Here is a 23,598-nt window from a genome sequence, read left to right on the forward strand (position 1 = left end):
GTAGTATACATCACAATCCTAAAACGAGTTGTCTTTCAAGTTGTGGATCCAGCAGCGTAACGTGCAGCCCCACCAGCCGGACACCGCGCCCGGCGCGGCGTTCATGCCAGGTTTTGTACGCGGTGGCGATGAGGTCCTCTTTGTTCAGACGCGGCCAGACGTGTTCCTGAGTCGTAAGCTGGAAGTCATTAAATTTGAGTTTCACGCCCTGGCGGGCAATCAGCAGGTCGGGTTTGACCTTCGCCAGCCGCCGCTCCAGCTCCGGGTAGAGACGTTCGATAATCGCTTCACACGCTGACCAGTCGTGAATATCTTCCGCCAGCGTGCGTTCCACGCCGATCGATTTTCGCAGCCGTTCGTTATTGATGGCGCGCTCATCAATGCCCTGGCTGCGTTCCCACAGTATGCGGCCAAATTTACCAAAGCGTTTCAGCAGCATAGCGAGGTCGCTTTTCTGCACGTCTTCGCAGGTTTTCAGCCCCATACTTTCGAGCTTCGCGGCAGAGACTTTGCCGACGCCGGGGATTTTTTCCAGCGGCAATGTTTTCAGGAACGCGGGAACGTCGGCGGGCGTGAGCACAAACTGGCCGTTGGGTTTGTTGAGATCGGAGGCGATTTTGGCGAGAAACTTTACCGGGGCGATGCCTGCGGAGGCCGTGAGCTGTAATTCGTTGAAGATAGTCTGCCGAATTTCCTGCGCAATAAGCGTGGCAGAACCATGGCAGTGCACGCTGTCGCTGACGTCGAGATAGGCTTCATCCAGCGACAAGGGTTCAATCAGCGAGGTGTAGCGAGAGAAGATTTCACGGATGTGCTCAGAAGCTTCTTTGTAGGCGTCAAAACGGCCAGGTAAAAGCGTGAGGTGCGGGCAAAGCTTAAGCGCCATGCCGGTGGGCATTGCGCTACGCACGCCGAATTTACGCGCCGGGTAGTTGGCGGTGCTGATGACGCCACGTCGTTCGCGGCTGCCGCCAATGGCTATAGGGATGTCGCGCAGCGCAGGATTATCGCGCATCTCTACCGCTGCGAAGAAGCAGTCCATATCGACGTGGATAATTTTGCGCATACATAGCCCCCGGATGTTACTGGACAAGTATACAGTATAATTAGAGGGCGTGAGAAGAGAGAAAATGGTCCGTATTGCCGGATGGTGGCTACGCCTTATCCAGCCTACATGCCACGCAAACTGTAGGCCCGGTAAGCAAAGCGCCACCGGGCATTATTGCACGCAGCTTACGAGGGTTTACAAAATCCTCTTCTGCTGTTGCAACGCTTCGCGCGCCATGCGCTTTTTGCGCGCATCACAGGGCTCCGGGCAGTCGCAGACTTTTTCCAGCCCCAGCGAGGTAATCCCGCCGCAGCTGCCCTGGATACTTTTGCGCTTAATGATATACCCCAGCGACATCCCGAGGATCACCAGCGCAAAAATCGCAAATGTCGCCAGAAATACCGTGAGCATCATCAGCCTCCAAAATCATCGAGCATGATGTTTTCATCTTCCACGCCCAGGTCTTTGAGCATTTTGATGACAGCCGCGTTCATCATCGGCGGCCCGCACATATAGAACTCACAATCTTCCGGGGCCGGATGGTCGCGCAGATAGTTTTCATACAGAACATTATGGATAAAGCCCGTGTAACCCGTCCAGTTGTCTTCCGGCAGCGCGTCCGATAGCGCGATGTGGAAGGTGAAGTTCGGGTTGTCACGCGCCAGCTGTTCGAATTCGTCCTGATAGAACATTTCGCGCAGCGAACGCGCACCGTACCAGAAGCTGATTTTCCGCTTGCTGTGCAGGCGTTTAAGCTGGTCAAAAATATGCGAGCGCATCGGTGCCATCCCCGCACCGCCACCGATAAAGACCATTTCGGCGTCCGTGTCTTTGGCAAAGAACTCACCAAACGGCCCGGAAATCGTCACTTTATCGCCCGCTTTCAGCGACCAGATGTAGGAAGACATAATCCCTGGCGGCGCATCCGGCACGCTCGGCGGCGGCGTGGCAATACGCACGTTGAGCATGATGATGCCCTTCTCTTCCGGATAGTTCGCCATGGAATAGGCGCGCACCGTCGGTTCTTTAACCTCGGAAACGTAACGGAAAAGATTGAATTTATCCCAGTCGGAACGGTACTCATCAGGCACGTCAAAATCGGCGTATGCAACCTTATGCGATGGACATTCAATCTGAATATAGCCCCCCGCGCGGAACGGTACGACCTCACCTTCCGGGATCGCCAGCTTCAGCTCTTTGATAAACGTCGCTTTGTTATCATTTGAGATAACCTCGCATTCCCATTTTTTGACGCCAAAGATCTCTTCCGGCAGTTCAATTTTCATGTCCTGCTTCACCGCGACCTGACACGCCAGACGGCAGCCCTCTTTGGCTTCGCGTTTGGTGATATGCGCCAGTTCGGTCGGCAGGATGTCACCGCCACCTTCTTTAATTTTCACGCGGCACTGGCCGCAGGAACCGCCGCCACCGCAGGCGGAAGAGACGAAAATCCCGTTGCTGGAGAGCGTATTCAGCAGCTTGTCGCCCGCCGGCGTGCGGATCTGTCGGTCGGCTTCGTTGTTGATTTCAATCACCACATCGCCCGAGTTCACCAGCTTCGATTTGGCAAACAGGATCAGCACCGACAGCGCCAGTACGATGAGGGTGAACATGGCCACGCCAAGTATAATTTCCATTTTCTTCGCCCCTTATAGCTGCACGCCGGAGAACGACATAAAGCCAAGCGCCATCAAACCGGTGGTGATAAAGGTGATCCCTAAGCCCTGTAGCCCCGCAGGCACGTTTGAGTATTTCATTTTTTCGCGAAGACCAGCCATGGCGACAATCGCCAGCATCCAGCCGATGCCGGAGCCAAAACCGTAGACGATGGATTCGCCAAAGTTATAGTCGCGCTGAACCATAAACGACACGCCGCCGAAGATGGCGCAGTTCACGGTGATAAGCGGCAGGAAGATCCCCAACGCGGTATACAGCGCCGGGAAGTATTTATCGAGGATCATCTCGAGGATTTGCACCAGCGCGGCTATCACGCCGATAAAGGTGATAAAACTCAGGAAGCTGAGATCCACACCGTCCATCAACGCGCCGTCGCGCAGCACCAGGTTGTAGACGAGGTTGTTCGCCGGGACAGAAATACCCAGTACCAGCGTAACGGCAACGCCAAGACCAAACGCGGTCGAGACTTTTTTCGATACCGCAAGGAACGTACACATCCCCAGGAAGAACGCCAGCGCCATGTTTTCAATAAAGACGGCGCGGACAAAGAGGCTGATATAGTGAGCCATCGGTTACTCCTTCTCCTGCTGTTCTGGCTTCCAGGTGCGAAGCGCCCAGATCAGCAGGCCGATGATGAAAAAGGCGCTCGGTGCTAACAGGAACAGGCCATTTGGCTGGTACCAGCCGCCGTTTTGCACCGTTTGCAGAATCGTAATGCCAAACAGTTTTCCGCTGCCGATAAGCTCGCGCAGGAAGCCGACAATCATCAGGATCGCACCGTAGCCCAGGCCGTTGCCGATGCCGTCCATAAAGCTCGCCAGCGGTGGCGCTTTCATGGCGTAGGCTTCCGCGCGCCCCATCACAATGCAGTTGGTGATGATCAGGCCGACGAAGACCGAGAGCTGTTTTGAGATCTCATAAGCGAAGGCGCGCAGCAGCTGATCGACGACGATCACCAGCGAAGCGATGATCGCCATCTGCACGATGATGCGTACGCTGTTTGGAATATGGTGGCGGATCATCGAGATAAACATGCTCGAAAACGCCGTGACCAGCGTTACCGCGATAGTCATCACAAATGCAGTTTCCAGTTTCGTGGTCACCGCCAGCGCCGAGCAGACGCCGAGGACCTGAAGCGCAATCGGGTTGTTGGCAATCAACGGCCCCACCAGCACGCGCTTCACTTCTTTCATATCGCCCTGTTCAGCCATTATTCAGCACTCCTTCACGAACCTGTTTCAGGAACGGACCAAAACCGAGGTCGCCCATCCAGAAATCAAAACTATGCTGTACGCCATTAGCGGTTAACGTGGCGCCAGAGAGGCCATCCACCGCGTATTCATCACCCTGACGGGCCCCGCCTTTCACCACTCTCAACGCCGGTCGGCCATTATCATCGAGCACTTTTTTGCCGATAAACTGCGCGCGCCAGTTCGGGTTTTCAATTTCACCGCCCAGCCCCGGGGTTTCGCCCTGGTCGTAATAGGTGATGCCCTTCACCGTGCGGCCATCCGTATCCAGCGCCACAAAGGCGTACATCATCGACCACAGGCCGTTACCGTAAACCGGCAGCACAATTTCCTGTACCTTTTGCTGAGCGTCTTTGACCAGATAGATTTCCACCACGTTGCTGCGACGTTTAATGCCCGCCGGATCGTCATGGGCGTCGAGCTGAACGCTTTGCTCCGGGTCCTTCAGCGCCAGCGCCTGGTTAAAGGACGCCGGGTCGCTGTCGAGCAGGTTGCCGGTTTTCAAATCCAGCAGACGCGGGGTGATGCGTTCGCGGAAGATATCGGCCACATCGTCGGTGGACATGCCCTGCTGCATCAGCCCGGCGACGGCGAGAATATTGCGCTGTTTATCGAGCGCGCGCTGTTCCTGCTGGCGCGATTTCAACCCAACCGCTGAGCCCGCCACCACGATGGAACACACCAGGCAGAGCACCAGTACCACCAGCAGCGTTTTACCGATGCTATCGTTACTTTTAACTTCAGCCACGCGACTTCCTCCGCTTAATGTTGGCCTGCACCACCAGGTAGTCAAACAGCGGCGCAAAGAGGTTGGCGAACAGAATCGCCAGCATCATCCCTTCCGGATAGGCCGGGTTTACCACGCGAATAAGCACGCACATCACGCCAATCAACGCGCCGTAGCACCACTTCCCTTTATCGGTAAACGACGCCGAGACGGGATCGGTCGCCATAAACATCATGCCGAACGCGAAACCGCCGAGCACCAGATGCCAGTACCACGGCATGGCGAACATCGGGTTGGTGTCGGAACCCATAACGTTGAACAGCGTGGCGCTGGCGATCATGCCGAGCATCACCCCGGCGACAATGCGCCAGGAAGCCACACGCCCGTAGATGATGATGGCTCCACCGAGCAAAATCATCAGCGTCGAGACTTCACCAATTGAACCGGGAATGTTGCCGAGGAAAGCGTCCATCCACGTGACCGGCTGCCCGGTCGCGACGTTGACCAGCGTTTCACCGCCGTGGCTCGCCCACTGGGAAAGCGGCGTCGCGCCGGAGAAACCGTCCGCTGCCGTCCATACCAGGTCGCCGGAGATTTGCGCCGGATAAGCAAAGAACAGAAACGCGCGCCCGGCCAGCGCCGGGTTGAGGAAGTTGCGCCCGGTGCCACCGAAGATCTCTTTGGCGATCACCACGCCGAAAGAGATGCCCAACGCCGCCTGCCAGAGCGGCAGGGTGGGCGGAACAATCAGCGCGAACAGAATGGAGGTGACGAAGAAGCCTTCGTTGACTTCATGCTTGCGAATAATCGCGAACAGCACTTCCCAGAATCCACCCACCAGGAATACGGTAGCGTAAATCGGCACAAAGAAGACCGCGCCCAGCGTCATCATGCTGAGCCAGCCGGCGTCGGGGGCGAAACTTACGCCCAGCGCCTGCGCCAGGCTGTAGTGCCAGTTTGCGGCAATCACCTGTTGAAGCTGTTCCGCGCCGTACAGTTTATGCAGCGCCGGGATGGTTTGCAGACCGACGCTGTACATTCCCCAGAACATCGCCGGGAAGACCGCAAACCAGACCAGAATCATCATGCGTTTGAGGTCGATGGCGTCACGCACGTGCGCCGCACCTTTCGTTACCTGCCCCGGCGTATACAGCAGCGTCGCTGCCGCCTCATACAGGGGATAATATTTTTCCAGCTTGCCGCCGTGGGTAAAGTGCGGCTCAAGTTTTTCGACCAGATGCTTTAAGCCCATCACTTATCCTTCCTGCTCAATTTGGGTTAACACGCTGCGCAGCACCGGGCCGTACTCATATTTCCCTGGGCAAACGTAGGTACAAAGCGCCAGATCTTCTTCATCCAGCTCCAGGCACCCCAGCGCCTGCGCGCTGTCGGAATCGCCCGCCAGCAGGTCGCGCAGCAGCATCGTCGGCAAAATATCCAGCGGCATGACGCGCTCATAGCTGCCAATCGGCACCATCGCGCGTGCGCCGCCGTGAGTGTCGGTGGAGAGGTTAAAGAGTTTGCGCTTCAGGAAGTGGCCAATCGTGGTGCGGGTGATGGAGAATTTGTCACGGCCCGGCGCAACCCAGCCGAGCAGCTCTTTTTCGCGCCCTTCTTTCAGCACGCTCACCTGCAAATGAAAACGCCCCAGGAATGCCTGCGGGCCAACCGCCTGGCTGCCGTTGAGTACGGAACCGGACAACACGCGGTTCTCGCCTTCCAGCAATTCCCCCTGCGTGAGCTCCTCCAGCGAGGCGCCCAGACGCGTGCGCAGCAGGCGCGGCTGTTTCACCTGCGGCCCGCCAAGCGCAATCACACGCTCTACCCACAACTCACCGTCGAGGAACAGTTTGCCGATAGCGATCACATCCTGATAGTTCAGGTGCCAGACCTGTTTTTCGAGGCTTACCGGCTCAAGGAAGTGAATGTGCGTACCCACTAACCCCGCCGGATGCGGCCCGGTGAACTGATTAAACGTTACCTGCCCACACGGATGACCACCGAGCTTGCCGCCGCTCGCCTGACAGACGTGCACTTTTCCGTCGGTGAGGCGCGTGAGCAGCGTCAGGCCCGCGTCAAACGCTTCGCGCTGGGCGAGAATAATCGGCTGCGGATCGGCGGCCAGCGGATTGGTGTCCATCGCGGTAACAAAAATCGCCGCTGGCTGCGTGCCCGGCGCTGGCGATTTGCTGAAAGGACGGGTACGCATTGCAGTCCATAAACCGGACTCAATCAGTTGTGCTTCAACGGTTTCGCGCGGCAGCGTTGCCAGCTCATCGGCGGCAAAATGGGGAAATTCAACAGCGTCATCGCCGTCGATATCAATGACGACAGACTGAAGTACTCGGCGCTCACCGCGATGAATAGCGCTGACAATGCCGCTGGCGGGCGCAGTAAAGCGCACGCCGGGGATTTTTTTATCGTCGAAAAGCAGTTGCCCTTTCTGTACGCGATCGCCTTCCTGAACCGCCATTGACGGACGCAGGCCGACATAATCGTCGCCTTTAACCGCGACGCGCGTCACCGGGACATTATCGATGCGTTGTTGTTCGGGTACGCCCGCAAGGGGAATATCGAGACCCTTTGTTATTTTAATCATACTGTTAGCAGGTATCCGTTAAGGCCAGCGTTGTGATTAACGATACATAAAGAAAGGAGTGGCGGTATTAACCCCGAATCATTCCATGATGGGCGATGAGGAGAGAAACGCATCCTTTCTTACACTTCCACCACCTGAGGGTGTCTGTCAGACGTTGAGGAACGAATCAGACAGGATAGCCATATAGAAAAGGCATATTTTCCCCAGAATGATAACGTTAGTGAATCTTAACACTATATTTCTGCGGCTCGCAGCAGTTCCGCTGAATTCGGCGCTAAAATGCGAGCTATTACGCAAAGCATCGACATTTTTGCCGGAGAGCGCATGACTTGTCCGGCGTGGCTTCAGTACGCAATTTATTGATATTGAGGCGGGTTATGGAGTGATTTTTACTGGCGGGTGAAAACTTAATTGTAAACACAATAATCACCCTCTTGCGAAAAAATGCTGTGATGCTAATGTGAGCGCTCTAAAGACAGATAACTCTGATTTTGTCTCTCTCTTGCCTTCCTGGCATGTGGTTTTTGTTTATCAAGGAACACGTAGTATGCGCAAAATCGCATTTTTCATTGCGATGCTTCTAATGCCGTGCATGTCATTTGCCGGGTTGCTGAGCAGCAACAGCCCGATGACGCCGGTCAGTAAAGAATATAAGCAACAGTTAATGGGTTCACCGGTTTACGTTCAGATCTTCAAAGAAGAGCGCGCCCTTGACCTGTACGTCAAGATGGGCGAGACGTATCAGCTCCTTGATAGCTACCGCATCTGTAATTACTCCGGCGGCCTGGGCCCGAAACGTCGCCAGGGTGACTTCAAAAGTCCGGAAGGGTTTTACTCCGTACAGCGCAGCCAGCTCAAGCCTGACAGCCGCTTCTACAAAGCCATTAACATCGGTTTCCCTAATGCTTATGACCGCGCACACGGTTATGAAGGGAAATATTTGATGATCCACGGCGCGTGTGTGTCGGTGGGTTGCTATGCGATGACCGATTCCGGCATTGATGAAATCTTCCAGTTTGTGACCGGGGCGTTAGTCTTCGGCCAGCAGAGCGTGCAGGTGAGCATTTATCCGTTCCGCATGAACGATGCCAATATGGAACGTCATAAATACTCAACCTATAAAGATTTCTGGCAGCAGCTAAAGCCGGGGTACGACTACTTCCAGCAGACGCATAAGCCGCCTATCGTTTCTGTGGTTGACGGGCGCTATGTCGTCAGCAAGCCGCTGAGCCACGAAGTGGTGCAGCCGCAACTGGCGTCAAATTACACGCTCCCCGAGACAAAATAAGCGCCATTCGCCTGGCATAATCTTTTGCCAGGTTTCATTACCCGTCAGCGGCTGTGTCGCAATCACTGTGACCACGTCGTTGGCGGTCGTCTCCTGCTGAAAATCAATTTCCACGTCCTGATCCAACAGCGTCGCTACGCCAAACGGCGCCCGACGGGTGATCCAGAACAGGTTGGTGGAGCAGAACGCCATCACGTAGCGCCCATCGGACAACAGCATGTTGAACACGCCTTTTTCGCGCAGTTGTGCGGCGAGCGTCGCAATGTATTTAAATACCGCAGGCATATTGCCTGGCGTACGCGGATAACGCTCGGCGAGCTTGTGCAGCAACCAGCAAAAGGCTTTTTCGCTGTCGGTTTCGCCGACCGGGCGGAAGTTGCCGGTTTCCAGCGATTTATAACCGTCAAGCTGGCCGTTGTGGGCGTAGGTCCAGTTGCGTCCCCACAATTCGCGGGTAAACGGATGGGTGTTTTCCAGCGCCACGTTGCCACGGTTGGCCTGACGGATATGCGCCACCACCGAGCAGGATTTTATCGGGTATTCCTGCACCAGTTTGGCGATAGGTGACTGGTAGCTTGGGTGGGGATCTTTGAATGTGCGACACCCTTTGCCTTCGTAAAAGGTGATTCCCCAGCCATCTTTATGCGGGCCGGTGCCGCCACCGCGCTGAACAAGCCCGGTAAAACTGAAGCAGATATCGGTTGGCACATTGGCGCTCATCCCGAGCAGTTCACACATTCTACACCCCCACCGCTAATCGGGGCCGAAGCCCCGTCGTTCTTACGCTTTAACCATCTCTTTTTCGATCAGCATGATCAGGATATGGATCACTTTGATGTGAATTTCCTGAACGCGATCGGCATAGCCAAAGTGCGGCACACGAATTTCGATATCCGCAGAGCCCGCCATTTTGCCACCGTCTTTACCGGTCAGGGTGATCACTTTCATCCCCTGCGCGCGCGCCGCTTCAATCGCTTTGATCACGTTGCCGGAGTTACCCGACGTGGAGATCCCCAGCAGCACGTCGCCTGCGCGGCCTACGGATTCGACGTAACGAGAGAAGACATATTCATAGCCGAAATCATTGCTCACGCAAGAGAGGTGGCTGACATCGGAAATCGCAATCGCCGGATAGCCCGGACGGTTCTCGCGATAGCGGCCCGTTAACTCTTCAGCAAAGTGCATCGCATCACAGTGGGAACCACCGTTACCGCAAGATAACACTTTACCACCCGCTTTGAAGCTGTCGGCCAGCAGCACCGCTGCACGCTGAATCGCGTGGATATTGGCTTCATCTTTCAGGAAGTTAGCCAGCGTTTCTGCCGCTTCGTTCAGTTCGTTACGAATAAGATCCTGGTACATGAGGATAATCCTTCAGTATGGGTGAAATAACTTTTTCACAGTGTACCGGATAGCATCAGCAGCGAGAAGCTAAAGCCCACCACTTCCCGATGGCTTTTGATTTTTGGTGCCTATGAAAGCGGCAACAATGTGAGCTGAGTTGTAATTATTTTGTAATCACATTGCTAAAAGAAATGACATCAACTAGAACAATACTATCACAAGTGGTCAGACCTCCTACAAGACAGGGAGCATTTCTCTATGATGATTTTGAGTATTGTTGCAACCATTGCTTTACTCGGTGTGCTCTTCTATCACCGCGTCAGCTTAACGCTGAGCAGCCTGATTTTACTGGCCTGGACCGCTGCACTTGGCGCGGCAGGGCTGTGGAATATTTGGCTGCTGGTGCCGCTGGCGATTATTCTGGTGCCATTCAACGTGCCTTCCATGCGCCGCGCGATGATCTCTGCGCCGGTGTTCCGCACCTTCTGTAAGGTGATGCCACCGATGTCGCGCACGGAGAAAGAAGCGATTGATGCCGGTACCACCTGGTGGGAAGGCGACCTGTTCCGTGGTAACCCGGACTGGAAAAAGCTGCATAACTATCCGCAGCCGCGCCTGACGGCGGAAGAACAAGCGTTTATCGACGGCCCGGTAGAAGAAGCCTGCCGTATGGCAAACGACTTCGAAATTACCCATGAAATGGCGGATCTGCCGCCGGAACTGTGGGCGTATCTGAAAGAGCATCGCTTCTTTGCGATGATCATTAAGAAAGAGTACGGCGGGCTGGAGTTCTCCGCTTATGCTCAGGCGCGTGTGCTGCAAAAACTCTCCGGCGTGTCGGGTATTCTGGCGATCACCGTGGGCGTACCGAACTCATTAGGGCCGGGTGAGCTGTTACAGCATTACGGTACTGAAGAGCAGAAAAACCACTATCTGCCGCGCCTGGCGCGTGGGCAGGAGATCCCTTGCTTTGCGCTGACCAGCCCGGAAGCGGGTTCCGATGCGGGCGCCATTCCGGATACCGGCGTCGTTTGCATGGGCGAATGGCAGGGCGAGCAGGTGCTGGGCATGCGCCTGACCTGGAACAAACGCTACATTACGCTGGCGCCTATCGCCACCGTGCTGGGGCTGGCATTTAAACTCACCGACCCGGATAAACTGCTGGGTGGCGAAGAGAATCTGGGCATTACCTGTGCGTTGATTCCGACCAGCACGCCGGGCGTGGAAATTGGCCGTCGCCACTTCCCGCTGAACGTGCCGTTCCAGAACGGCCCGACCCGTGGTCAGGATATCTTCGTGCCTATCGACTACATCATTGGCGGCCCGAAAATGGCCGGCCAGGGCTGGCGTATGCTGGTTGAGTGTCTGTCGGTTGGCCGTGGCATCACTCTGCCGTCGAACTCGACGGGCGGCGTGAAATCCGTGGCACTGGCGACCGGGGCGTATGCGCATATCCGCCGTCAGTTCAAAGTCTCGATCGGCAAGATGGAAGGGATTGAAGAGCCACTGGCGCGTATTGGCGGCAACGCCTACGTAATGGACGCGGCTGCATCGTTAATTACCTACGGTATTATGCTCGGCGAAAAACCGGCGGTGCTGTCGGCGATTGTGAAATATCACTGTACCCACCGTGGTCAGCAGTCAATTATTGATGCAATGGATATCGCAGGCGGTAAAGGCATTATGCTCGGCGAAGGCAACTTCCTCGCCCGTGCTTATCAGGGCGCGCCGATTGCTATCACCGTTGAGGGCGCGAATATCCTGACCCGTAGCATGATGATCTTCGGCCAGGGCGCGATTCGCTGCCATCCGTATGTGCTCGATGAAATGGCCGCCGCGCAGAATAAAGACGTGAAAGCGTTTGATAACCTGCTGTTTAAACACATCGGCCACGTGGGCAGCAACAAGGTACGCAGCTTCTGGCTTGGCCTGACGCGCGGCTTAACCAGCGCCACGCCGACGCATGACCAGACGCGCCGTTACTATCAGCATCTGAACCGTTTGAGCGCCAACCTCGCGCTGCTCTCTGACGTGTCAATGGCGGTACTGGGCGGCAGCCTGAAACGCCGCGAACGTATCTCCGCGCGTCTGGGCGATGTGCTGAGTCAGCTCTATCTCGCCTCTGCGGTACTGAAACGCTATGACGATGAAGGGCGTAACGAAGCCGATTTACCGCTGGTTCACTGGGGCGTGCAGGATGCGCTGTATAAAGCGGAACAGGCGATTGATGATTTGCTGAAAAACTTCCCGAATCGCTTTGTCGCCGGTGCGTTGAGCGTGGTTATTTTCCCCACCGGTCGCCACTATCTTGCGCCGTCGGATAAGCTGGACCATCAGGTGGCGAAGATCCTGCAAACGCCATGTGCCACGCGCTCCCGTATTGGCCGTGGTCAGTACCTGACGCCGAGCAAACATAACCCGGTCGGTTTGCTGGAAGAAGCGTTGATCGACGTGATGGCGGCGGACCCTATCCACCAGCGGATCTGCAAAGAGATTGGCAAGAACCTGCCGTTTACACGTCTGGATGAACTGGCGCGTAATGCGCTGGCGAAAGGGCTTATCGATCAGGAAGAAGCCAATATTCTGATTAAGGCTGAAGAGAGCCGTCTGCGCAGTATTAACGTGGATGATTTCGACGCCGACGCGCTGGCGACTAAACCGGTAAAGTTGCCGGAGAAAGTGCGTAAGATTGAAGCGGCGTAATGTAAAAACGGGGCGAAAGCCCCGTTTTGTTATCTGTTGAACCTTAGGCCCGGTAAGCGCAGCGCCACCGGGCAATGTTTTCCAGGCTCAAACTAACCGATTATTTAAAATTAAACCCGTCCGGGTGATTTTCCAGGCTGCCGGTCAACGCTGCAAACAGCACCGTTTTACCGTCAATAGACAGCGCATCATTCACGTTCAGCCAAGTTAATTTTTCCTGCGACGTTTTTTCATCAACGGTCGAGAACAGGCCGGTCATCTGCTTAGATTTTTCAGACCACAGCACCGCCACACGTTCGGTCCCGCAATCGTGCGGCTTACATGCGCTCATCACCTGATAAGATTCATCACCCAGCGTAACGGTTTGCGCAGGGGTATACGTCCCCCCTTTCACCACCCATGCCGGCAGCTTATGCCCTTTCACCATCTGGTTGAACGCCGCTTTGGTCGTTTCACCTTTTGCCAGGCTGCTGATAGTTAAGTCTTCCTGCGCCATAGCGCTGGTTGCAAAGACCAGCGCAGCGACAGCGGTTATTGCCTTATACATCATTCCTCCCGGGCTTATCCTGCCCTTGTTGTTCATCCCCTTAAGAGTGAGCGGCAAGCCCGCCAAATGCAAATCAGATATTTCCAATAACCGCTTTTTTTAACGAAATATTCCGCAGCACGGCAACAGCCTGATAAGGTGTTAAAGTTATAAAATCCCCCTGCAATAAAGGAGTTGACCGCCGTGCCTGGTTTGAAAATTACGCTTTTGCAGCAACCGCTGGTGTGGATGGATGGCCCTGCCAACCTGCGCCATTTCGATCGTCAACTGGAAGAGATTAGCGGGCGCGATGTCATCGTCCTGCCGGAGATGTTTACCACCGGTTTTGCAATGGAAGCCGCGAAACAGTCGCCTTCTCAGGAGGAGGTGATTTCGTGGATGCAGAAGCAGGCACAACGTACCAACGCCCTGATTGCAGGCAGCGCGGCGCTGCAAACCGATCGCGGCCCGGTGAACCGTTTTTTACTGGTCGAACCGCAAGGCAACGTGTTTTTTTACGATAAGCGCCATCTGTTCCGCATGGCGGATGAGCATCATCATTATGAAGCGGGCAACGAACGCGTAGTGTTTGAATGGCGCGGCTGGCGCATTCTGCCGTTGGTGTGTTACGACCTGCGTTTCCCGGTGTGGTCGCGTAATCGCAACGATTACGACCTCGCCCTGTACGTCGCCAACTGGCCCGCACCACGTTCCCTGCACTGGCAGGCGCTGCTGGTCGCCCGCGCAATTGAGAATCAGGCATACGTCGCAGGCTGTAACCGTGTCGGCACCGATGGCAACGGCCACCACTACCGCGGCGACAGCCGGGTGATTAACCCACAGGGCGAGATTATCGCCACCGCCGACGCACACCAGGCGACACGCATTGATGCAGAGCTGTCGATGTCGGCATTAGAGGAATACAGAGAGAAGTTTCCGGCATGGCGGGATGCGGATGGGTTTGGGCTGGGGTGAGGGGAAATTATCCCGTTATCACAAAACGACAAAGGCCTGAATCATTGCTGATGCAGGCCTTTTGAATAGTGGCGGAACGGACGGGACTCGAACCCGCGACCCCCTGCGTGACAGGCAGGTATTCTAACCGACTGAACTACCGCTCCACTGCGTTCCCTTGGGAACGAGGCGAATATTACGGGTTAGCCTCGGAGTCGTCAACGCTTTTTATGACGTTTTGAATCGTTTGCTGCAAAAATCACCCACATGACTATTTTCACAGCAAAAACAGGCGTTTTACGCCCGCCAGAGACAGCTTCCGCCCTTCTTTTGCACCAGATCGAGGCGGGATTCGTGCGCTGCCAGCTCTTCGTCAGAAGCCAAAACAACACGCAATTTGCTTCCTGCGCGGGTAACGCGCTGAATTCCGACATCGCCGGCCTGCTGCTGCCCTTCGCCTTCTATCGAAAAAGCCATCGATGTCTGGCCGCCGGTCATCAACAGATAAACATCGGCCAGGATTTGGGCATCGAGTAATGCCCCGTGTAGCGTACGCTTGCTGTTATCTATTTCATAACGTGAGCACAACGCATCAAGGCTGTTACGCTTGCCGGGGAACATTTTCCTCGCCAGCGCCAGGCTATCGGTGACCTTACAGAACGTATTAGTCTTCGGGATGCCGCGATTCAGCTTGCCAAACTCGTAGTCCATAAAGCCGATATCGAACGATGCGTTATGGATAACCAGTTCGGACCCACGGATGTAATCCATAAACTCGTCGGCAATCTCGCCAAAGGTCGGTTTATCCAGCAGGAACTCATCGGCAATCCCGTGAACGCCAAACGCTTCCGGGTCCACCAGCCGATCGGGCTTGAGATAAAAGTGGAAGTTATTTCCGGTCAGACGACGGTTGATCACCTCGACGGCACCGATCTCGATGATCTTGTGCCCTTCGTAGTGCGCCCCGATCTGGTTCATACCGGTGGTTTCCGTATCGAGGACGATCTGTCGTGTAATTGCAGTGCTCATATCGGTCATTTATGTCAGACTTGTCGTTTACGTGTCGATTTCAATACAGGAAGTCTACCAGAGATGCTTAAACAGGTAGAAATTTTCACCGATGGTTCGTGCCTCGGTAATCCAGGGCCTGGCGGCTATGGCGCCATTTTACGCTATCGTCAGAGGGAGAAAACCTTCAGTGAAGGCTATTTTCTGACAACCAACAACCGCATGGAACTGATGGCGGCAATTGTCGCACTCGAGGCGCTGAAAGAACACTGTGAAGTGGTGCTCAGCACTGACAGCCAGTACGTCCGTCAGGGGATCACACAATGGATCCACAACTGGAAGAAGCGCGGCTGGAAAACCGCAGATAAAAAACCTGTTAAGAATGTCGATTTGTGGAAACGTCTGGATGCGGCGCTTGGTCAGCATGAAATTCGCTGGATGTGGGTAAAAGGCCACGCCGGGCATCCGGAGAACGAACGCTGTGATGAACTGGCGCGCGCTGCGGCGTCATCGCCTACTCAGGAAGATACCGGATACCAGCCAGACGCTTAAGCGTTTGGCTTTTTATATTGCCGCGTCGCGCCCACTGCCTGTGGGATACGGCTTTTCGCTTTATTCTGCTTCATCGGGTTTAGCGTCAAAGGGATCGTACGCTTACGCGCCACAATATATTGCACGCAACCTAATGCCGGCAGATGTGTACTTAACAGTTTTCCGCCCTGCTTCGTCCAGGGCAAAACCTGTACCCTTCCCTGATGCAGTACTTCAAAATTAAGCAATGCCAGCCAGTCCAGCTGACGCGTGAGAGTAAACATGCGGCTGTTGTACGGAATTTTATTGCGCAGTACCGGTACAAGCTTGCGTAAACCGACCAGGCTGATGGGGTTGAAGCTGGTGATAATCAGCCAGCCGTCGTCAATCAGCACCCGGTCTGCTTCCCGCAGCATGCGGTGAGGATCGGAACACCAGGGAAGCGTATGCGCCAGCAGACAGGCATCCACCGATTTCTCGGCAAAGGGTAAATAGAGAGGGTCGGCTTTGACCTGAATCGGGTTACCCGTCAACGAGACGTTAACCTGATGGGAGATAGCGCAGGCCTCCGTGTTAATTTCTGCGCTCAGGTTCCCAATTTTAAGCAAATGAAAACCATAGAGTTTCGTAAGCCAGGGTTTCAGTTGACGCTCCAGCGCCTCGCGATAATACTCACCCCAGGGCATTTCTGCCCAATGACCGGGTGCTGCGACTGTTTGAGGTATCCTTGCCGGTTTCATCACAACCTTCCGTTCGTTTTAAGAGGTAATTTATGAATCTTAACAGTATTCCCGCATTTCAGGACAACTACATCTGGGTTCTGAGCGACGACGCAAAACGTTGTTTGATTGTCGATCCCGGCGAGGCCGCACCGGTTCTGCGCGCAATAGAAGAAAACAACTGGCAGCCGGAGGCCATTTTCCTGACTCATCACCATGCCGATCATGTCGGCGGCGTGGCCGAGCTGCGTCAGCGCTTTCCACATATAGAGGTCTATGGTCCCGCCGAAACGCAAGATAAGGGAACAACAAGAGTGGTCGCTGAGGGGGATAAAGTGTCCGTTTTAGGACATGAATTTTGTATTATCGCCACCCCTGGTCACACTTTAGGACATATCTGTTTCTTTAACATGCCTTATCTATTTTGCGGCGATACTATGTTCTCTGGCGGCTGTGGGCGGCTCTTTGAAGGCACAGCAACCCAAATGTATCAATCACTTAAGAAAATAAGTGCACTTCCGGACGATACGTTAATTTGTTGTGCACATGAGTACACTTTATCAAATATGAAGTTTGCCCTGAGTATCCTACCGCATGATTTGTTCATAAATGAATACTATCGAGAAGTTAAGGGGTTACGTGCTAAAAATCAAAAGACACTCCCCGTTACTCTGAAAAATGAGCGTCGGAATAATATTTTTTTAAGAACGGATGATGCTGATTTTATTGATGAAATTTCAAAAGAAACAAAATTGCTACAACCTTCTGAGCGTTTTGCATGGTTACGGGCAAAGAAAGACAACTTCTGATACTTCACGGTTGCGTTTTTAAAAGTTCGCCGTTATGATCGGTCGTCTTTTAAGCAACTATTGACACACACATGAAGGCAAAAGCGATATTACTCGCCTCTGTCCTGCTCGTGGGGTGCCAGGCGTCAAAGCACGATGGCAATATCCAACAGCACGCACAGAGCCTTTCTGCGGCTAGTCAAGGAGAAGCGGGTAAGTTTGCAAGTCAGGCGCGGTGGATGGACGATGGGACATTCTACGCGCAAGATCAGGACTTGTGGGCTTCCATTGGCGACGAGCTAAAGATGGGAATTCCGGAAAATACCCGGATTCGCGAACAGAAACAGAAGTATTTAAGCAATAAGAGCTATCTCCACGATGTAACTTTACGGGCAGAGCCGTATATGTACTGGATAGCCGGGCAAGTTAAGAAACGTAACATGCCTATGGAGCTGGTATTACTACCCATAGTGGAGAGCGCTTTTGACCCGCACGCAACGTCTGGCGCCAATGCCGCAGGCATTTGGCAGATCATTCCGAGCACAGGGCGCAATTACGGTCTGAAACAGACCCGCAGTTATGACGCACGCCGCGATGTTGTTGCCTCCACAACAGCAGCGCTGGACATGATGCAGCGTCTTAACAAAATGTTTGACGGCGACTGGTTATTAACCGTGGCGGCGTACAACAGCGGTGAAGGCCGTGTAATGAAGGCAATGAAAGCGAACAAAGCGCGTGGTAAACCCACCGACTTCTGGTCGCTGCCGCTGCCTCAGGAAACCAAGCTTTACGTACCGAAAATGCTGGCTTTGAGCGATATTCTCAAAAACAGTAAACGTTACGGTGTGCGACTGCCAACACCAGATGAAAGCCGTGCACTGGCGCGAGTACGTCTCGATAGTCCTGTTGAAATGAAACAACTGGCCGATATGGCGGGTATTTCAGTCAACAAGCTGAAGACGTTTAACGCGGGCGTAAAAGGCTCCACGCTGGGCGCAAGTGGCCCGAAGTACGTGATGGTGCCGCAAAAGCATGCTGACCAGCTGCGTGAATCGCTGGCATCAGGTGATATTGCTGCTGTCCAGCCAACGCTGGTTGCTGACAATACGCCATTGCAGAGCCGCAGCTATAAAGTGCGCTCAGGTGACACCCTGTCAGGTATCGCATCACGTCTCGGCGTGTCTGCAAGCGACCTGAAACAGTGGAATAACCTGCGCGGCAATAATCTGAAGATTGGTCAGAGCTTAACGGTTGGCGCAGGTAACAGTGCGGCGCAGCTTGCTAAAAACAGCGATAGCATTACCTATCGCGTGCGTAAAGGCGACTCGCTGTCCAGTATTGCCAGACGTCACGGCGTGAACATCAAAGATGTGATGCGCTGGAACGATGATACTGACAACCTGAAACCAGGCGACCAGCTAACGTTGTTTGTGAAAAATAACGACCGTCCGGATTCCTGATCGGCAAATAAGAAAAAAGGCACCGTTTCCCGGTGCCTTTTTTGTTTCTAGCGTGCTTTATGCGCTTCAAACATGATGGTATCGCTGGTAAAGGAGCCATCCTCCTGTAATGCAAACCACGTTTTCACTTCCGCAGACGCGCTCTCCTGATAGAGCCGTATCGCCTCGCACAGCGCCGCAGGCGTGCGCATACGCTCAACCCACGAAGCGAAATTCAACGGCAACCTGTCGGTAATCAGATTATCCACCGCCAGCCCGGCTTCTGCCGCCAGCGCCAGCCACTCGCCGCTGGAGTAGTTGCGAACGTGGGAAGTATCGCGCAGCGCTTCAACCGTTTGCAGCCAGATATCGCGTACCGGATGACCTGGTGACATCACATCCATAATAATCAGCGTACCACCCGGCTTCAGTACTCGCTTCACTTCCCGCAGGGCCTGACCCACATCGTGCCAGTGGTGCGCCGAATAGCGACTAATCACCACATCAAAACTCGCCGCGTCAAAAGGCAACGATTCGGCATAACCCTGACGTGTTGAGACATTATTCAGTCCCTTATCACGCGCCGCCTGAACAACCACCGCCAGCATCTGGCTGGATAAATCATAAGCCGTGACCTGGGTTACTTCACCTGCCGCGACAAAACTGGCATGCCCCGCCCCGCAGCCTAAATCCAGCAGGTGAGCCTCAGGGAAATCCGCCAGACGCGCTTTCAGACGCTGTAAATCACGGCCAGAGGCATGTACCGCGCTGGTTAAATAGGCATTCGCCTGAGAGCCAAACTGCTTTTCAACATTGTCATGGTGGGAATGTGTTGTCATTGTGCTGTCCTTGGTTATGTTTGAAATAAAGGGCAGCACTGAAGGATCAGGTCTGCCCATGGCAGACCTGACGCACCTCTATTTGACAGGTATGCCGGGACTGAATTCGACGAGTAGCGGGTTATGATCGGAAGCACGCGTCACCAGAACCGATGCATCGTGCACATTCAAACCGCGATAGAAGACAAAATCGAGTGGGCGACCAAACGCGCGACGGCGCTGGTCATCGGAAAAACGCACTTCGCGAAGCGACATTTCGCGGGCAAAGCGATAGAGCGCGTTCATGCGCGGTCGGCTCCAGGCATTAAAATCACCAGCCATAATCACCGGGCCACTGTGGTGCGCAATCTGATCGCCAATTGGCAGCAGTTGTTTACTGTAAACATCGACGCCGAGGCTGAAATTCACCGCGTGGATGTTCACCACCATCAGCAGACGCGAGTCAGGAAGTGGGTAAACAGTCACTAACGCAGATTTTGCCAGGCGCAGAATAGGTTCGCGCTCGCGCAGCGGGCAGCAATAGACCGGTTGCGCAGAGGAGAGCGTCATCACACCAGAGGGATGCTGTGGCAGGACGAATGCAGGCACCTGATCCGCGGCTAAATAGTTGGTGGTCGCAAACTTGACCAGCTCGGGCGTGGTTTGCGCTTCCTGAAGCAGCATCAGGTGGGCATCTTTGCCAAAATTTTTCAGCACCGACAACCATTCGGCTCGCTGCTGCTTAAAGATGTTCCACACCAGAACGCGAATATTTTCTTCAGTACTTAACGGTGTCCCCGCGGGCAGTGCCTGCCCCATACCTGCATACATCCCAGGCGGAGGCAAAATTCGCTCCGCAGGCTGACCGGCGATGTAACGCATAGCATAGGTATTTTTTCGCACTTTCTTTTTTTGACCTCAATAAACAAAGAACCAACCTGTTTCCAGGGTGGTTCTTCAGTTATAGGGATTTTTGCTTACAGTTTCAACGCCAATCGCGATAAAGCTGTGTGAACTTCTGTAAGCAAGTGCTTACTCGTTTTGTATTAGCCTAATACTACGCGAGGCGTCTTATCCAGACGACCGCTCAGGCCAATCAGCAACAGAGCAACCAGAACAATCACAGCGCCAATCCACGGGGTTTGCGCCAGGCCATAATGCTCTACCGTTTGGCCACCGATAATTGAACCCAATGCGATGCCAATGTTAAAGGCGGCGATGTTAAGCCCGGAAGCCACGTCAACCGCTGAAGGCGTGTACTGCTCCGCTTTCTGTACCACATAGACCTGCAGACCCGGAACGTTACCAAATGCAAATATCCCCATCACCAGCACCGTCGCCAGCGCGGCATACTGCATCGAGGCGGTGAACTGGAAGACCAGCAGCAAAACCATCAGCACAGCAAAGATGAATTTCAGCGCAGGCACCGCACCATGTTTATCCGCCAGTTTACCGCCCCAGATGTTACCAATCGCCACTGAAACACCATACCCCAGCAGGATCCAGCTCACTGCACTCGGTGTAAAACCGGCCAGGTTTTGCATCATCGGCGCAAGGAAAGTGAACGCCGTAAATACGCCACCGTAGCCGAGCGCGGTCACCGCATAAATCATCAGCAGACGCGGATGCGTCAGCACCTTAACCTGTTCGCGCAGGCTCGCTGGCGCACGGCTGGGAATGTTATTCGGTACCAGAATCGCACTGGCGATTAAGGCAATCACGCCCAATACAGAGACCGCGAGGAACGTTTCACGCCAGCCGAAGTGCTGACCGATAAACGTGCCTAACGGCACGCCGGTGACCAGCGCGACGGTCAGACCGCCAAACATAATGGCAATCGCGGATGCGGCTTTCTCTTTCGGCACCAGACTGGTAGCGATAGTGGAACCGATTGAAAAGAATACGCCATGCGCCAGGCCTGTCATCAAGCGAGCCAACACTAGCGTGGCATAGCTCGGAGCCTGCCAGGCCAGCAGGTTACCCAGCGTAAACAGCACCATCAGCCCCAGCAACAGCTGTTTGCGCGGCAGTTTACCGGTGAGAGCAGTCAGAACCGGTGCGCCAATGGCGACACCTAATGCATAGATAGAAACCAGCAGCCCGGCGGATGGCAGGGAGATGGATAACTGGTCAGCAATAGTTGGCACCAGTCCAACAATCACAAATTCCGTTGTGCCTATCGCAAAGGCACTGATAGTCAACGCAAGTAACGCCAGAGGCATAATTTACTCCACATCATTCAGTATTAAGATGACACGAAGTATGCCGGGATGTTTTAATAACAAAAACCACCAAAATCTCAATTGAATTTTGCATCAGGTGCAACAATGAAAGCAACCTCAGAAGAAATTGCCATTTTCGTTGCCGTCGTCGAAAGCGGCAGCTTCAGCCGTGCGGCGGAGCAGCTCGGCCAGGCCAACTCGGCGGTCAGCCGGGCCGTAAAAAAACTGGAGTCTAAGCTGGGCGTCGGCCTGCTGAACCGCACGACGCGCCAGCTCAGTCTGACAGAAGAAGGCGAGCGCTATTTCCGCCGTGTGCAGGTAATTCTTCAGGAGATGGCGGCGGCTGAAGATGAAGTCATGGAGACGCGCCGCATACCGCGTGGAGTGCTACGAGTGGATGCCGCAACGCCCGTGACGCTCAATTTCCTGACGCCGCTGATTAAGCCCTTTCGCGAACGCTATCCGGAAATCACGCTTTCTCTGGTCTCCTCGGAGACGTTTATCAATCTGATTGAGAGAAAGGTCGATGTCGCCATTCGCGCGGGGGCGTTAAGCGATTCCAGCCTGCGCGCCAGGCCGCTATTTACCAGCTATCGCAAGATAGTCGCCTCGCCGGAATACATCGCCCGTCATGGTAAACCTGAAACCGTCGCCGATCTTAAAGATCATCTGTGCTTAGGCTTTACCGAACCCGCCACGCTGAATACCTGGCCAGTTTCCTGTTGTGATGGTCAGCTACATGAAATTACCAGCGGGCTGTCGTCCAATAGTGGAGAAACCATTAAACAACTCTGCCTGAACGGAAATGGGATTGCGTGTCTGTCGGATTATATGATTATGAAGGAGCTGGAGCGGGGAGAATTCGTGGAGCTGCTCGCCGAGCATCGGGTGCCGGTCGAGATGCCGTTTAGCGCAGTGTATTACAGTGATAAAGCGGTGAGCCCGCGTATCCGGGCATTCATTGATTTCCTGAGTGAACATGCGGGCAGCTTTGCTACCCGCACGCAGGAGAGTTAATCCCAGTTCGGCGCCAGGCCTTCCGGGCTTACCAGGCGATCGTTGCAATCCAGTGCGGCGATCGCTTTTTTGTCTTCGCCATCCAGTTGCAGTTTCAACGCCAGCAGGTTACTTGCCAGGTTTTCGCGTTTGGTAGAAGAAGGGATCACCGAGTAACCTTCCCCCATCGCCCATGCCAGAATCACCTGTGCTGGCGTAGCATTATATTTTGTGGCAATACGCACAATGGTTTCATCTTTCAGCGCCTTGCCATAAGCCAGCGTCATATAAGAGGTGATGTGAATGCCGTGCTCGCTCGCCCAATCCACCACTTTCCGGTTTTGCAGGTACGGGGAAAGCTCAATCTGATTGGTCGCGATATTCTCTGCACCAACCGCACTTATCGCCTGCTCCATCAACGGGATGGTGAAATTAGAGATACCGATTTCACGCGTCAGGCCCTGTTTTTTGGCCTCCAGTAGCGCATGCATGAACTCTTCGACAGAGACGGCGTTATTTGGCGATGGCCAGTGGACCAGCGTTAAATCGACATAATCGGTGCGCAGCTTTTTCAGGCTCTCTTTGAGGCTTGGGATCAGCTTCTCTTTGCTCAGATTTTCGGTCCAGATCTTGGTGGTGATAAAGATCTCTTCACGCGGTACGCTGCTTTCAGCAATCGCCAGGCCTACAGCGGCTTCATTATCGTAGATTTGTGCGGTATCAACAGCGCGATAACCCAGTTCCAGCGCGGTTTTTACCGAAGCAATGACCACGTCATCTTTCAGGCGGAAAGTACCAAGACCAAATGCAGGGATAGACATAGTGCTCCTCTTAAATCCTTTGTTTTGATAGTAAAGAGGATTATGGCGATGCGGATGGGGGAGAAAAAGAGTGAAAAATGCAGAGGATTTTTGCTGAGAGCGCAATAATTGGATTGAAGACGAAAAAAAGCCCTGAGCGT

General features: G+C 54.2%; 24 protein-coding genes and 1 tRNA gene. 7 read left to right on the plus strand and 18 right to left on the minus strand.

From position 1 onward, the window contains the following. Positions 1 to 10 precede the first annotated feature (10 nt). The 8 genes from dinB to G163CM_RS13385 all read right to left on the minus strand — a co-directional run bounded on the left by dinB (position 11) and on the right by G163CM_RS13385 (position 7,301). A complete protein-coding gene (dinB, locus tag G163CM_RS13350) occupies positions 11 to 1,066 on the minus strand; it encodes a DNA polymerase IV (protein ID WP_231825302.1) in 1,056 nt (351 codons plus the stop codon). 177 nt (positions 1,067 to 1,243) lie between these two features. Beyond that, positions 1,244 to 1,459, minus strand: coding sequence for a (Na+)-NQR maturation NqrM (nqrM, locus tag G163CM_RS13355; RefSeq protein ID WP_188016906.1), 216 nt, complete (start codon positions 1,457 to 1,459; stop codon positions 1,244 to 1,246). Positions 1,460 to 1,461: 2 nt separating this feature from the next. Continuing rightward, positions 1,462 to 2,685 (minus strand): NADH:ubiquinone reductase (Na(+)-transporting) subunit F, encoded by a 1,224-nt coding sequence (gene nqrF / locus G163CM_RS13360; protein ID WP_015965770.1) that lies wholly within the window; start codon positions 2,683 to 2,685, stop codon positions 1,462 to 1,464. Positions 2,686 to 2,697: 12 nt separating this feature from the next. After that, entirely contained in the window at positions 2,698 to 3,294 is a 597-nt protein-coding gene (gene nqrE, locus G163CM_RS13365) for an NADH:ubiquinone reductase (Na(+)-transporting) subunit E (RefSeq protein ID WP_015965771.1), read from the minus strand. Positions 3,295 to 3,297: 3 nt separating this feature from the next. Further along, on the minus strand, positions 3,298 to 3,936 hold the full coding sequence (locus G163CM_RS13370; protein WP_015965772.1) for an NADH:ubiquinone reductase (Na(+)-transporting) subunit D: 639 nt from the start codon (positions 3,934 to 3,936) through the stop codon (positions 3,298 to 3,300). Beyond that, positions 3,929 to 4,723 carry a Na(+)-translocating NADH-quinone reductase subunit C gene (locus tag G163CM_RS13375; RefSeq protein WP_231825303.1) on the minus strand — a complete coding sequence of 265 codons (795 nt, stop codon included), beginning with the start codon at positions 4,721 to 4,723 and terminating at the stop codon, positions 3,929 to 3,931. The genes G163CM_RS13370 and G163CM_RS13375 overlap by 8 nt, the downstream gene beginning before the upstream one ends. Then, positions 4,716 to 5,954: an NADH:ubiquinone reductase (Na(+)-transporting) subunit B gene (locus G163CM_RS13380; RefSeq protein WP_231825304.1), complete on the minus strand. Its 1,239-nt coding sequence runs from the start codon at positions 5,952 to 5,954 to the stop codon at positions 4,716 to 4,718. The genes G163CM_RS13375 and G163CM_RS13380 overlap by 8 nt, the downstream gene beginning before the upstream one ends. A 3-nt stretch (positions 5,955 to 5,957) precedes the next feature. Next, the gene (locus G163CM_RS13385; protein WP_231825305.1) at positions 5,958 to 7,301 is read right to left on the minus strand and encodes a Na(+)-translocating NADH-quinone reductase subunit A; all 1,344 of its coding nucleotides are present in this window, start codon (positions 7,299 to 7,301) and stop codon (positions 5,958 to 5,960) included. Positions 7,302 to 7,848: 547 nt separating this feature from the next. Here G163CM_RS13385 and dpaA point away from each other — a divergent pair. Then, complete coding sequence (gene dpaA / locus G163CM_RS13390) at positions 7,849 to 8,589, plus strand: peptidoglycan meso-diaminopimelic acid protein amidase (protein WP_231825306.1); 741 nt, start codon at positions 7,849 to 7,851, stop codon at positions 8,587 to 8,589. On the opposite strand, the gene G163CM_RS13395 is transcribed toward dpaA, so the two are convergent. Together G163CM_RS13395 and lpcA are read right to left on the minus strand one after the other, a co-directional pair. Further along, positions 8,560 to 9,327 carry a class II glutamine amidotransferase gene (locus G163CM_RS13395; RefSeq protein ID WP_231825307.1) on the minus strand — a complete coding sequence of 256 codons (768 nt, stop codon included), beginning with the start codon at positions 9,325 to 9,327 and terminating at the stop codon, positions 8,560 to 8,562. The two genes, dpaA and G163CM_RS13395, sit on opposite strands and share 30 nt — an antisense overlap. 42 nt (positions 9,328 to 9,369) lie before the next feature. Then, positions 9,370 to 9,951: a D-sedoheptulose 7-phosphate isomerase gene (gene lpcA / locus G163CM_RS13400; protein WP_015965778.1), complete on the minus strand. Its 582-nt coding sequence runs from the start codon at positions 9,949 to 9,951 to the stop codon at positions 9,370 to 9,372. A gap of 240 nt (positions 9,952 to 10,191) precedes the next feature. Between lpcA and fadE the strand changes: the two genes are divergently transcribed. Beyond that, on the plus strand, positions 10,192 to 12,636 hold the full coding sequence (gene fadE, locus G163CM_RS13405) for an acyl-CoA dehydrogenase FadE (protein ID WP_231825308.1): 2,445 nt from the start codon (positions 10,192 to 10,194) through the stop codon (positions 12,634 to 12,636). A 100-nt stretch (positions 12,637 to 12,736) separates the two neighbouring features. Here fadE and ivy read toward each other — a convergent pair whose 3' ends face one another. Then, a complete protein-coding gene (gene ivy / locus G163CM_RS13410) occupies positions 12,737 to 13,183 on the minus strand; it encodes an Ivy family C-type lysozyme inhibitor (protein WP_015965780.1) in 447 nt (148 codons plus the stop codon). A gap of 183 nt (positions 13,184 to 13,366) precedes the next feature. Between ivy and G163CM_RS13415 the strand changes: the two genes are divergently transcribed. Then, positions 13,367 to 14,137, plus strand: coding sequence for an amidohydrolase (locus tag G163CM_RS13415; RefSeq protein ID WP_231825309.1), 771 nt, complete (start codon positions 13,367 to 13,369; stop codon positions 14,135 to 14,137). A gap of 69 nt (positions 14,138 to 14,206) precedes the next feature. Here G163CM_RS13415 and G163CM_RS13420 read toward each other — a convergent pair. After that, positions 14,207 to 14,283, minus strand: a tRNA-Asp gene (locus G163CM_RS13420). A gap of 130 nt (positions 14,284 to 14,413) precedes the next feature. Beyond that, positions 14,414 to 15,145, minus strand: a complete 732-nt coding sequence (gene dnaQ, locus G163CM_RS13425; protein ID WP_231825310.1) for a DNA polymerase III subunit epsilon — start codon at positions 15,143 to 15,145, stop codon at positions 14,414 to 14,416. 63 nt (positions 15,146 to 15,208) lie between these two features. Here dnaQ and rnhA point away from each other — a divergent pair, with 63 nt between their 5' ends. Beyond that, positions 15,209 to 15,676, plus strand: coding sequence for a ribonuclease HI (gene rnhA / locus G163CM_RS13430; RefSeq protein WP_231825311.1), 468 nt, complete (start codon positions 15,209 to 15,211; stop codon positions 15,674 to 15,676). On the opposite strand, the gene G163CM_RS13435 is transcribed toward rnhA, so the two are convergent. Then, on the minus strand, positions 15,673 to 16,395 hold the full coding sequence (locus G163CM_RS13435) for a class I SAM-dependent methyltransferase (protein ID WP_015965808.1): 723 nt from the start codon (positions 16,393 to 16,395) through the stop codon (positions 15,673 to 15,675). The two genes, rnhA and G163CM_RS13435, sit on opposite strands and share 4 nt — an antisense overlap. A gap of 32 nt (positions 16,396 to 16,427) precedes the next feature. On the opposite strand from G163CM_RS13435, the gene gloB reads away from it, so the two are divergent. Both gloB and mltD read left to right on the plus strand, forming a co-directional pair. Next, a complete protein-coding gene (gloB, locus tag G163CM_RS13440; protein ID WP_231825312.1) occupies positions 16,428 to 17,183 on the plus strand; it encodes a hydroxyacylglutathione hydrolase in 756 nt (251 codons plus the stop codon). Between the two features lie 71 nt (positions 17,184 to 17,254). Next, positions 17,255 to 18,622, plus strand: a complete 1,368-nt coding sequence (gene mltD, locus G163CM_RS13445) for a murein transglycosylase D (protein WP_231825313.1) — start codon at positions 17,255 to 17,257, stop codon at positions 18,620 to 18,622. Positions 18,623 to 18,669: 47 nt separating this feature from the next. On the opposite strand, the gene G163CM_RS13450 is transcribed toward mltD, so the two are convergent. The 3 genes from G163CM_RS13450 to G163CM_RS13460 form a co-directional block, all read right to left on the minus strand. Next, positions 18,670 to 19,440, minus strand: a complete 771-nt coding sequence (locus tag G163CM_RS13450) for a class I SAM-dependent methyltransferase (RefSeq protein ID WP_231825314.1) — start codon at positions 19,438 to 19,440, stop codon at positions 18,670 to 18,672. A 78-nt stretch (positions 19,441 to 19,518) separates the two neighbouring features. Then, positions 19,519 to 20,322: an endonuclease/exonuclease/phosphatase family protein gene (locus G163CM_RS13455; RefSeq protein WP_041686313.1), complete on the minus strand. Its 804-nt coding sequence runs from the start codon at positions 20,320 to 20,322 to the stop codon at positions 19,519 to 19,521. A 143-nt stretch (positions 20,323 to 20,465) separates the two neighbouring features. Next, a complete protein-coding gene (locus G163CM_RS13460) occupies positions 20,466 to 21,641 on the minus strand; it encodes an MFS transporter (RefSeq protein WP_231825315.1) in 1,176 nt (391 codons plus the stop codon). 105 nt (positions 21,642 to 21,746) lie between these two features. Between G163CM_RS13460 and yafC the strand changes: the two genes are divergently transcribed. Next, positions 21,747 to 22,658, plus strand: coding sequence for a DNA-binding transcriptional regulator YafC (gene yafC, locus G163CM_RS13465; RefSeq protein WP_231825316.1), 912 nt, complete (start codon positions 21,747 to 21,749; stop codon positions 22,656 to 22,658). Here yafC and dkgB read toward each other — a convergent pair. Next, a complete protein-coding gene (gene dkgB, locus G163CM_RS13470) occupies positions 22,655 to 23,458 on the minus strand; it encodes a 2,5-didehydrogluconate reductase DkgB (protein ID WP_231825317.1) in 804 nt (267 codons plus the stop codon). The genes yafC and dkgB overlap by 4 nt on opposite strands. Positions 23,459 to 23,598: the final 140 nt, after the last annotated feature.

The sequence above is a fragment of the Pseudocitrobacter corydidari genome (assembly GCF_021172065.1).
Lineage (GTDB): Bacteria > Pseudomonadota > Gammaproteobacteria > Enterobacterales > Enterobacteriaceae > Pseudocitrobacter > Pseudocitrobacter corydidari.

What these genes read in the sequence shown, in the direction of transcription:
- rnhA (WP_231825311.1), top strand. Translation starts at nt 15,209, where the DNA reads ATGCTTAAACAGGTAGAAATTTTCACCGATGGTTCGTGCCTCGGTAAT.
- yafC (WP_231825316.1), top strand. Translation starts at nt 21,747, where the DNA reads ATGAAAGCAACCTCAGAAGAAATTGCCATTTTCGTTGCCGTCGTCGAA.
- fadE (WP_231825308.1), top strand. Translation starts at nt 10,192, where the DNA reads ATGATGATTTTGAGTATTGTTGCAACCATTGCTTTACTCGGTGTGCTC.
- nqrE (WP_015965771.1), bottom strand. Translation starts at nt 3,294, where the DNA reads ATGGCTCACTATATCAGCCTCTTTGTCCGCGCCGTCTTTATTGAAAAC.
- G163CM_RS13460 (WP_231825315.1), bottom strand. Translation starts at nt 21,641, where the DNA reads ATGCCTCTGGCGTTACTTGCGTTGACTATCAGTGCCTTTGCGATAGGC.
- dkgB (WP_231825317.1), bottom strand. Translation starts at nt 23,458, where the DNA reads ATGTCTATCCCTGCATTTGGTCTTGGTACTTTCCGCCTGAAAGATGAC.
- G163CM_RS13385 (WP_231825305.1), bottom strand. Translation starts at nt 7,301, where the DNA reads ATGATTAAAATAACAAAGGGTCTCGATATTCCCCTTGCGGGCGTACCC.
- dpaA (WP_231825306.1), top strand. Translation starts at nt 7,849, where the DNA reads ATGCGCAAAATCGCATTTTTCATTGCGATGCTTCTAATGCCGTGCATG.
- G163CM_RS13435 (WP_015965808.1), bottom strand. Translation starts at nt 16,395, where the DNA reads ATGAAACCGGCAAGGATACCTCAAACAGTCGCAGCACCCGGTCATTGG.
- mltD (WP_231825313.1), top strand. Translation starts at nt 17,255, where the DNA reads ATGAAGGCAAAAGCGATATTACTCGCCTCTGTCCTGCTCGTGGGGTGC.
- G163CM_RS13370 (WP_015965772.1), bottom strand. Translation starts at nt 3,936, where the DNA reads ATGGCTGAACAGGGCGATATGAAAGAAGTGAAGCGCGTGCTGGTGGGG.
- ivy (WP_015965780.1), bottom strand. Translation starts at nt 13,183, where the DNA reads ATGTATAAGGCAATAACCGCTGTCGCTGCGCTGGTCTTTGCAACCAGC.
- dnaQ (WP_231825310.1), bottom strand. Translation starts at nt 15,145, where the DNA reads ATGAGCACTGCAATTACACGACAGATCGTCCTCGATACGGAAACCACC.
- G163CM_RS13450 (WP_231825314.1), bottom strand. Translation starts at nt 19,440, where the DNA reads ATGACAACACATTCCCACCATGACAATGTTGAAAAGCAGTTTGGCTCT.
- gloB (WP_231825312.1), top strand. Translation starts at nt 16,428, where the DNA reads ATGAATCTTAACAGTATTCCCGCATTTCAGGACAACTACATCTGGGTT.
- G163CM_RS13380 (WP_231825304.1), bottom strand. Translation starts at nt 5,954, where the DNA reads ATGGGCTTAAAGCATCTGGTCGAAAAACTTGAGCCGCACTTTACCCAC.
- lpcA (WP_015965778.1), bottom strand. Translation starts at nt 9,951, where the DNA reads ATGTACCAGGATCTTATTCGTAACGAACTGAACGAAGCGGCAGAAACG.
- G163CM_RS13395 (WP_231825307.1), bottom strand. Translation starts at nt 9,327, where the DNA reads ATGTGTGAACTGCTCGGGATGAGCGCCAATGTGCCAACCGATATCTGC.
- nqrF (WP_015965770.1), bottom strand. Translation starts at nt 2,685, where the DNA reads ATGGAAATTATACTTGGCGTGGCCATGTTCACCCTCATCGTACTGGCG.
- nqrM (WP_188016906.1), bottom strand. Translation starts at nt 1,459, where the DNA reads ATGCTCACGGTATTTCTGGCGACATTTGCGATTTTTGCGCTGGTGATC.
- dinB (WP_231825302.1), bottom strand. Translation starts at nt 1,066, where the DNA reads ATGCGCAAAATTATCCACGTCGATATGGACTGCTTCTTCGCAGCGGTA.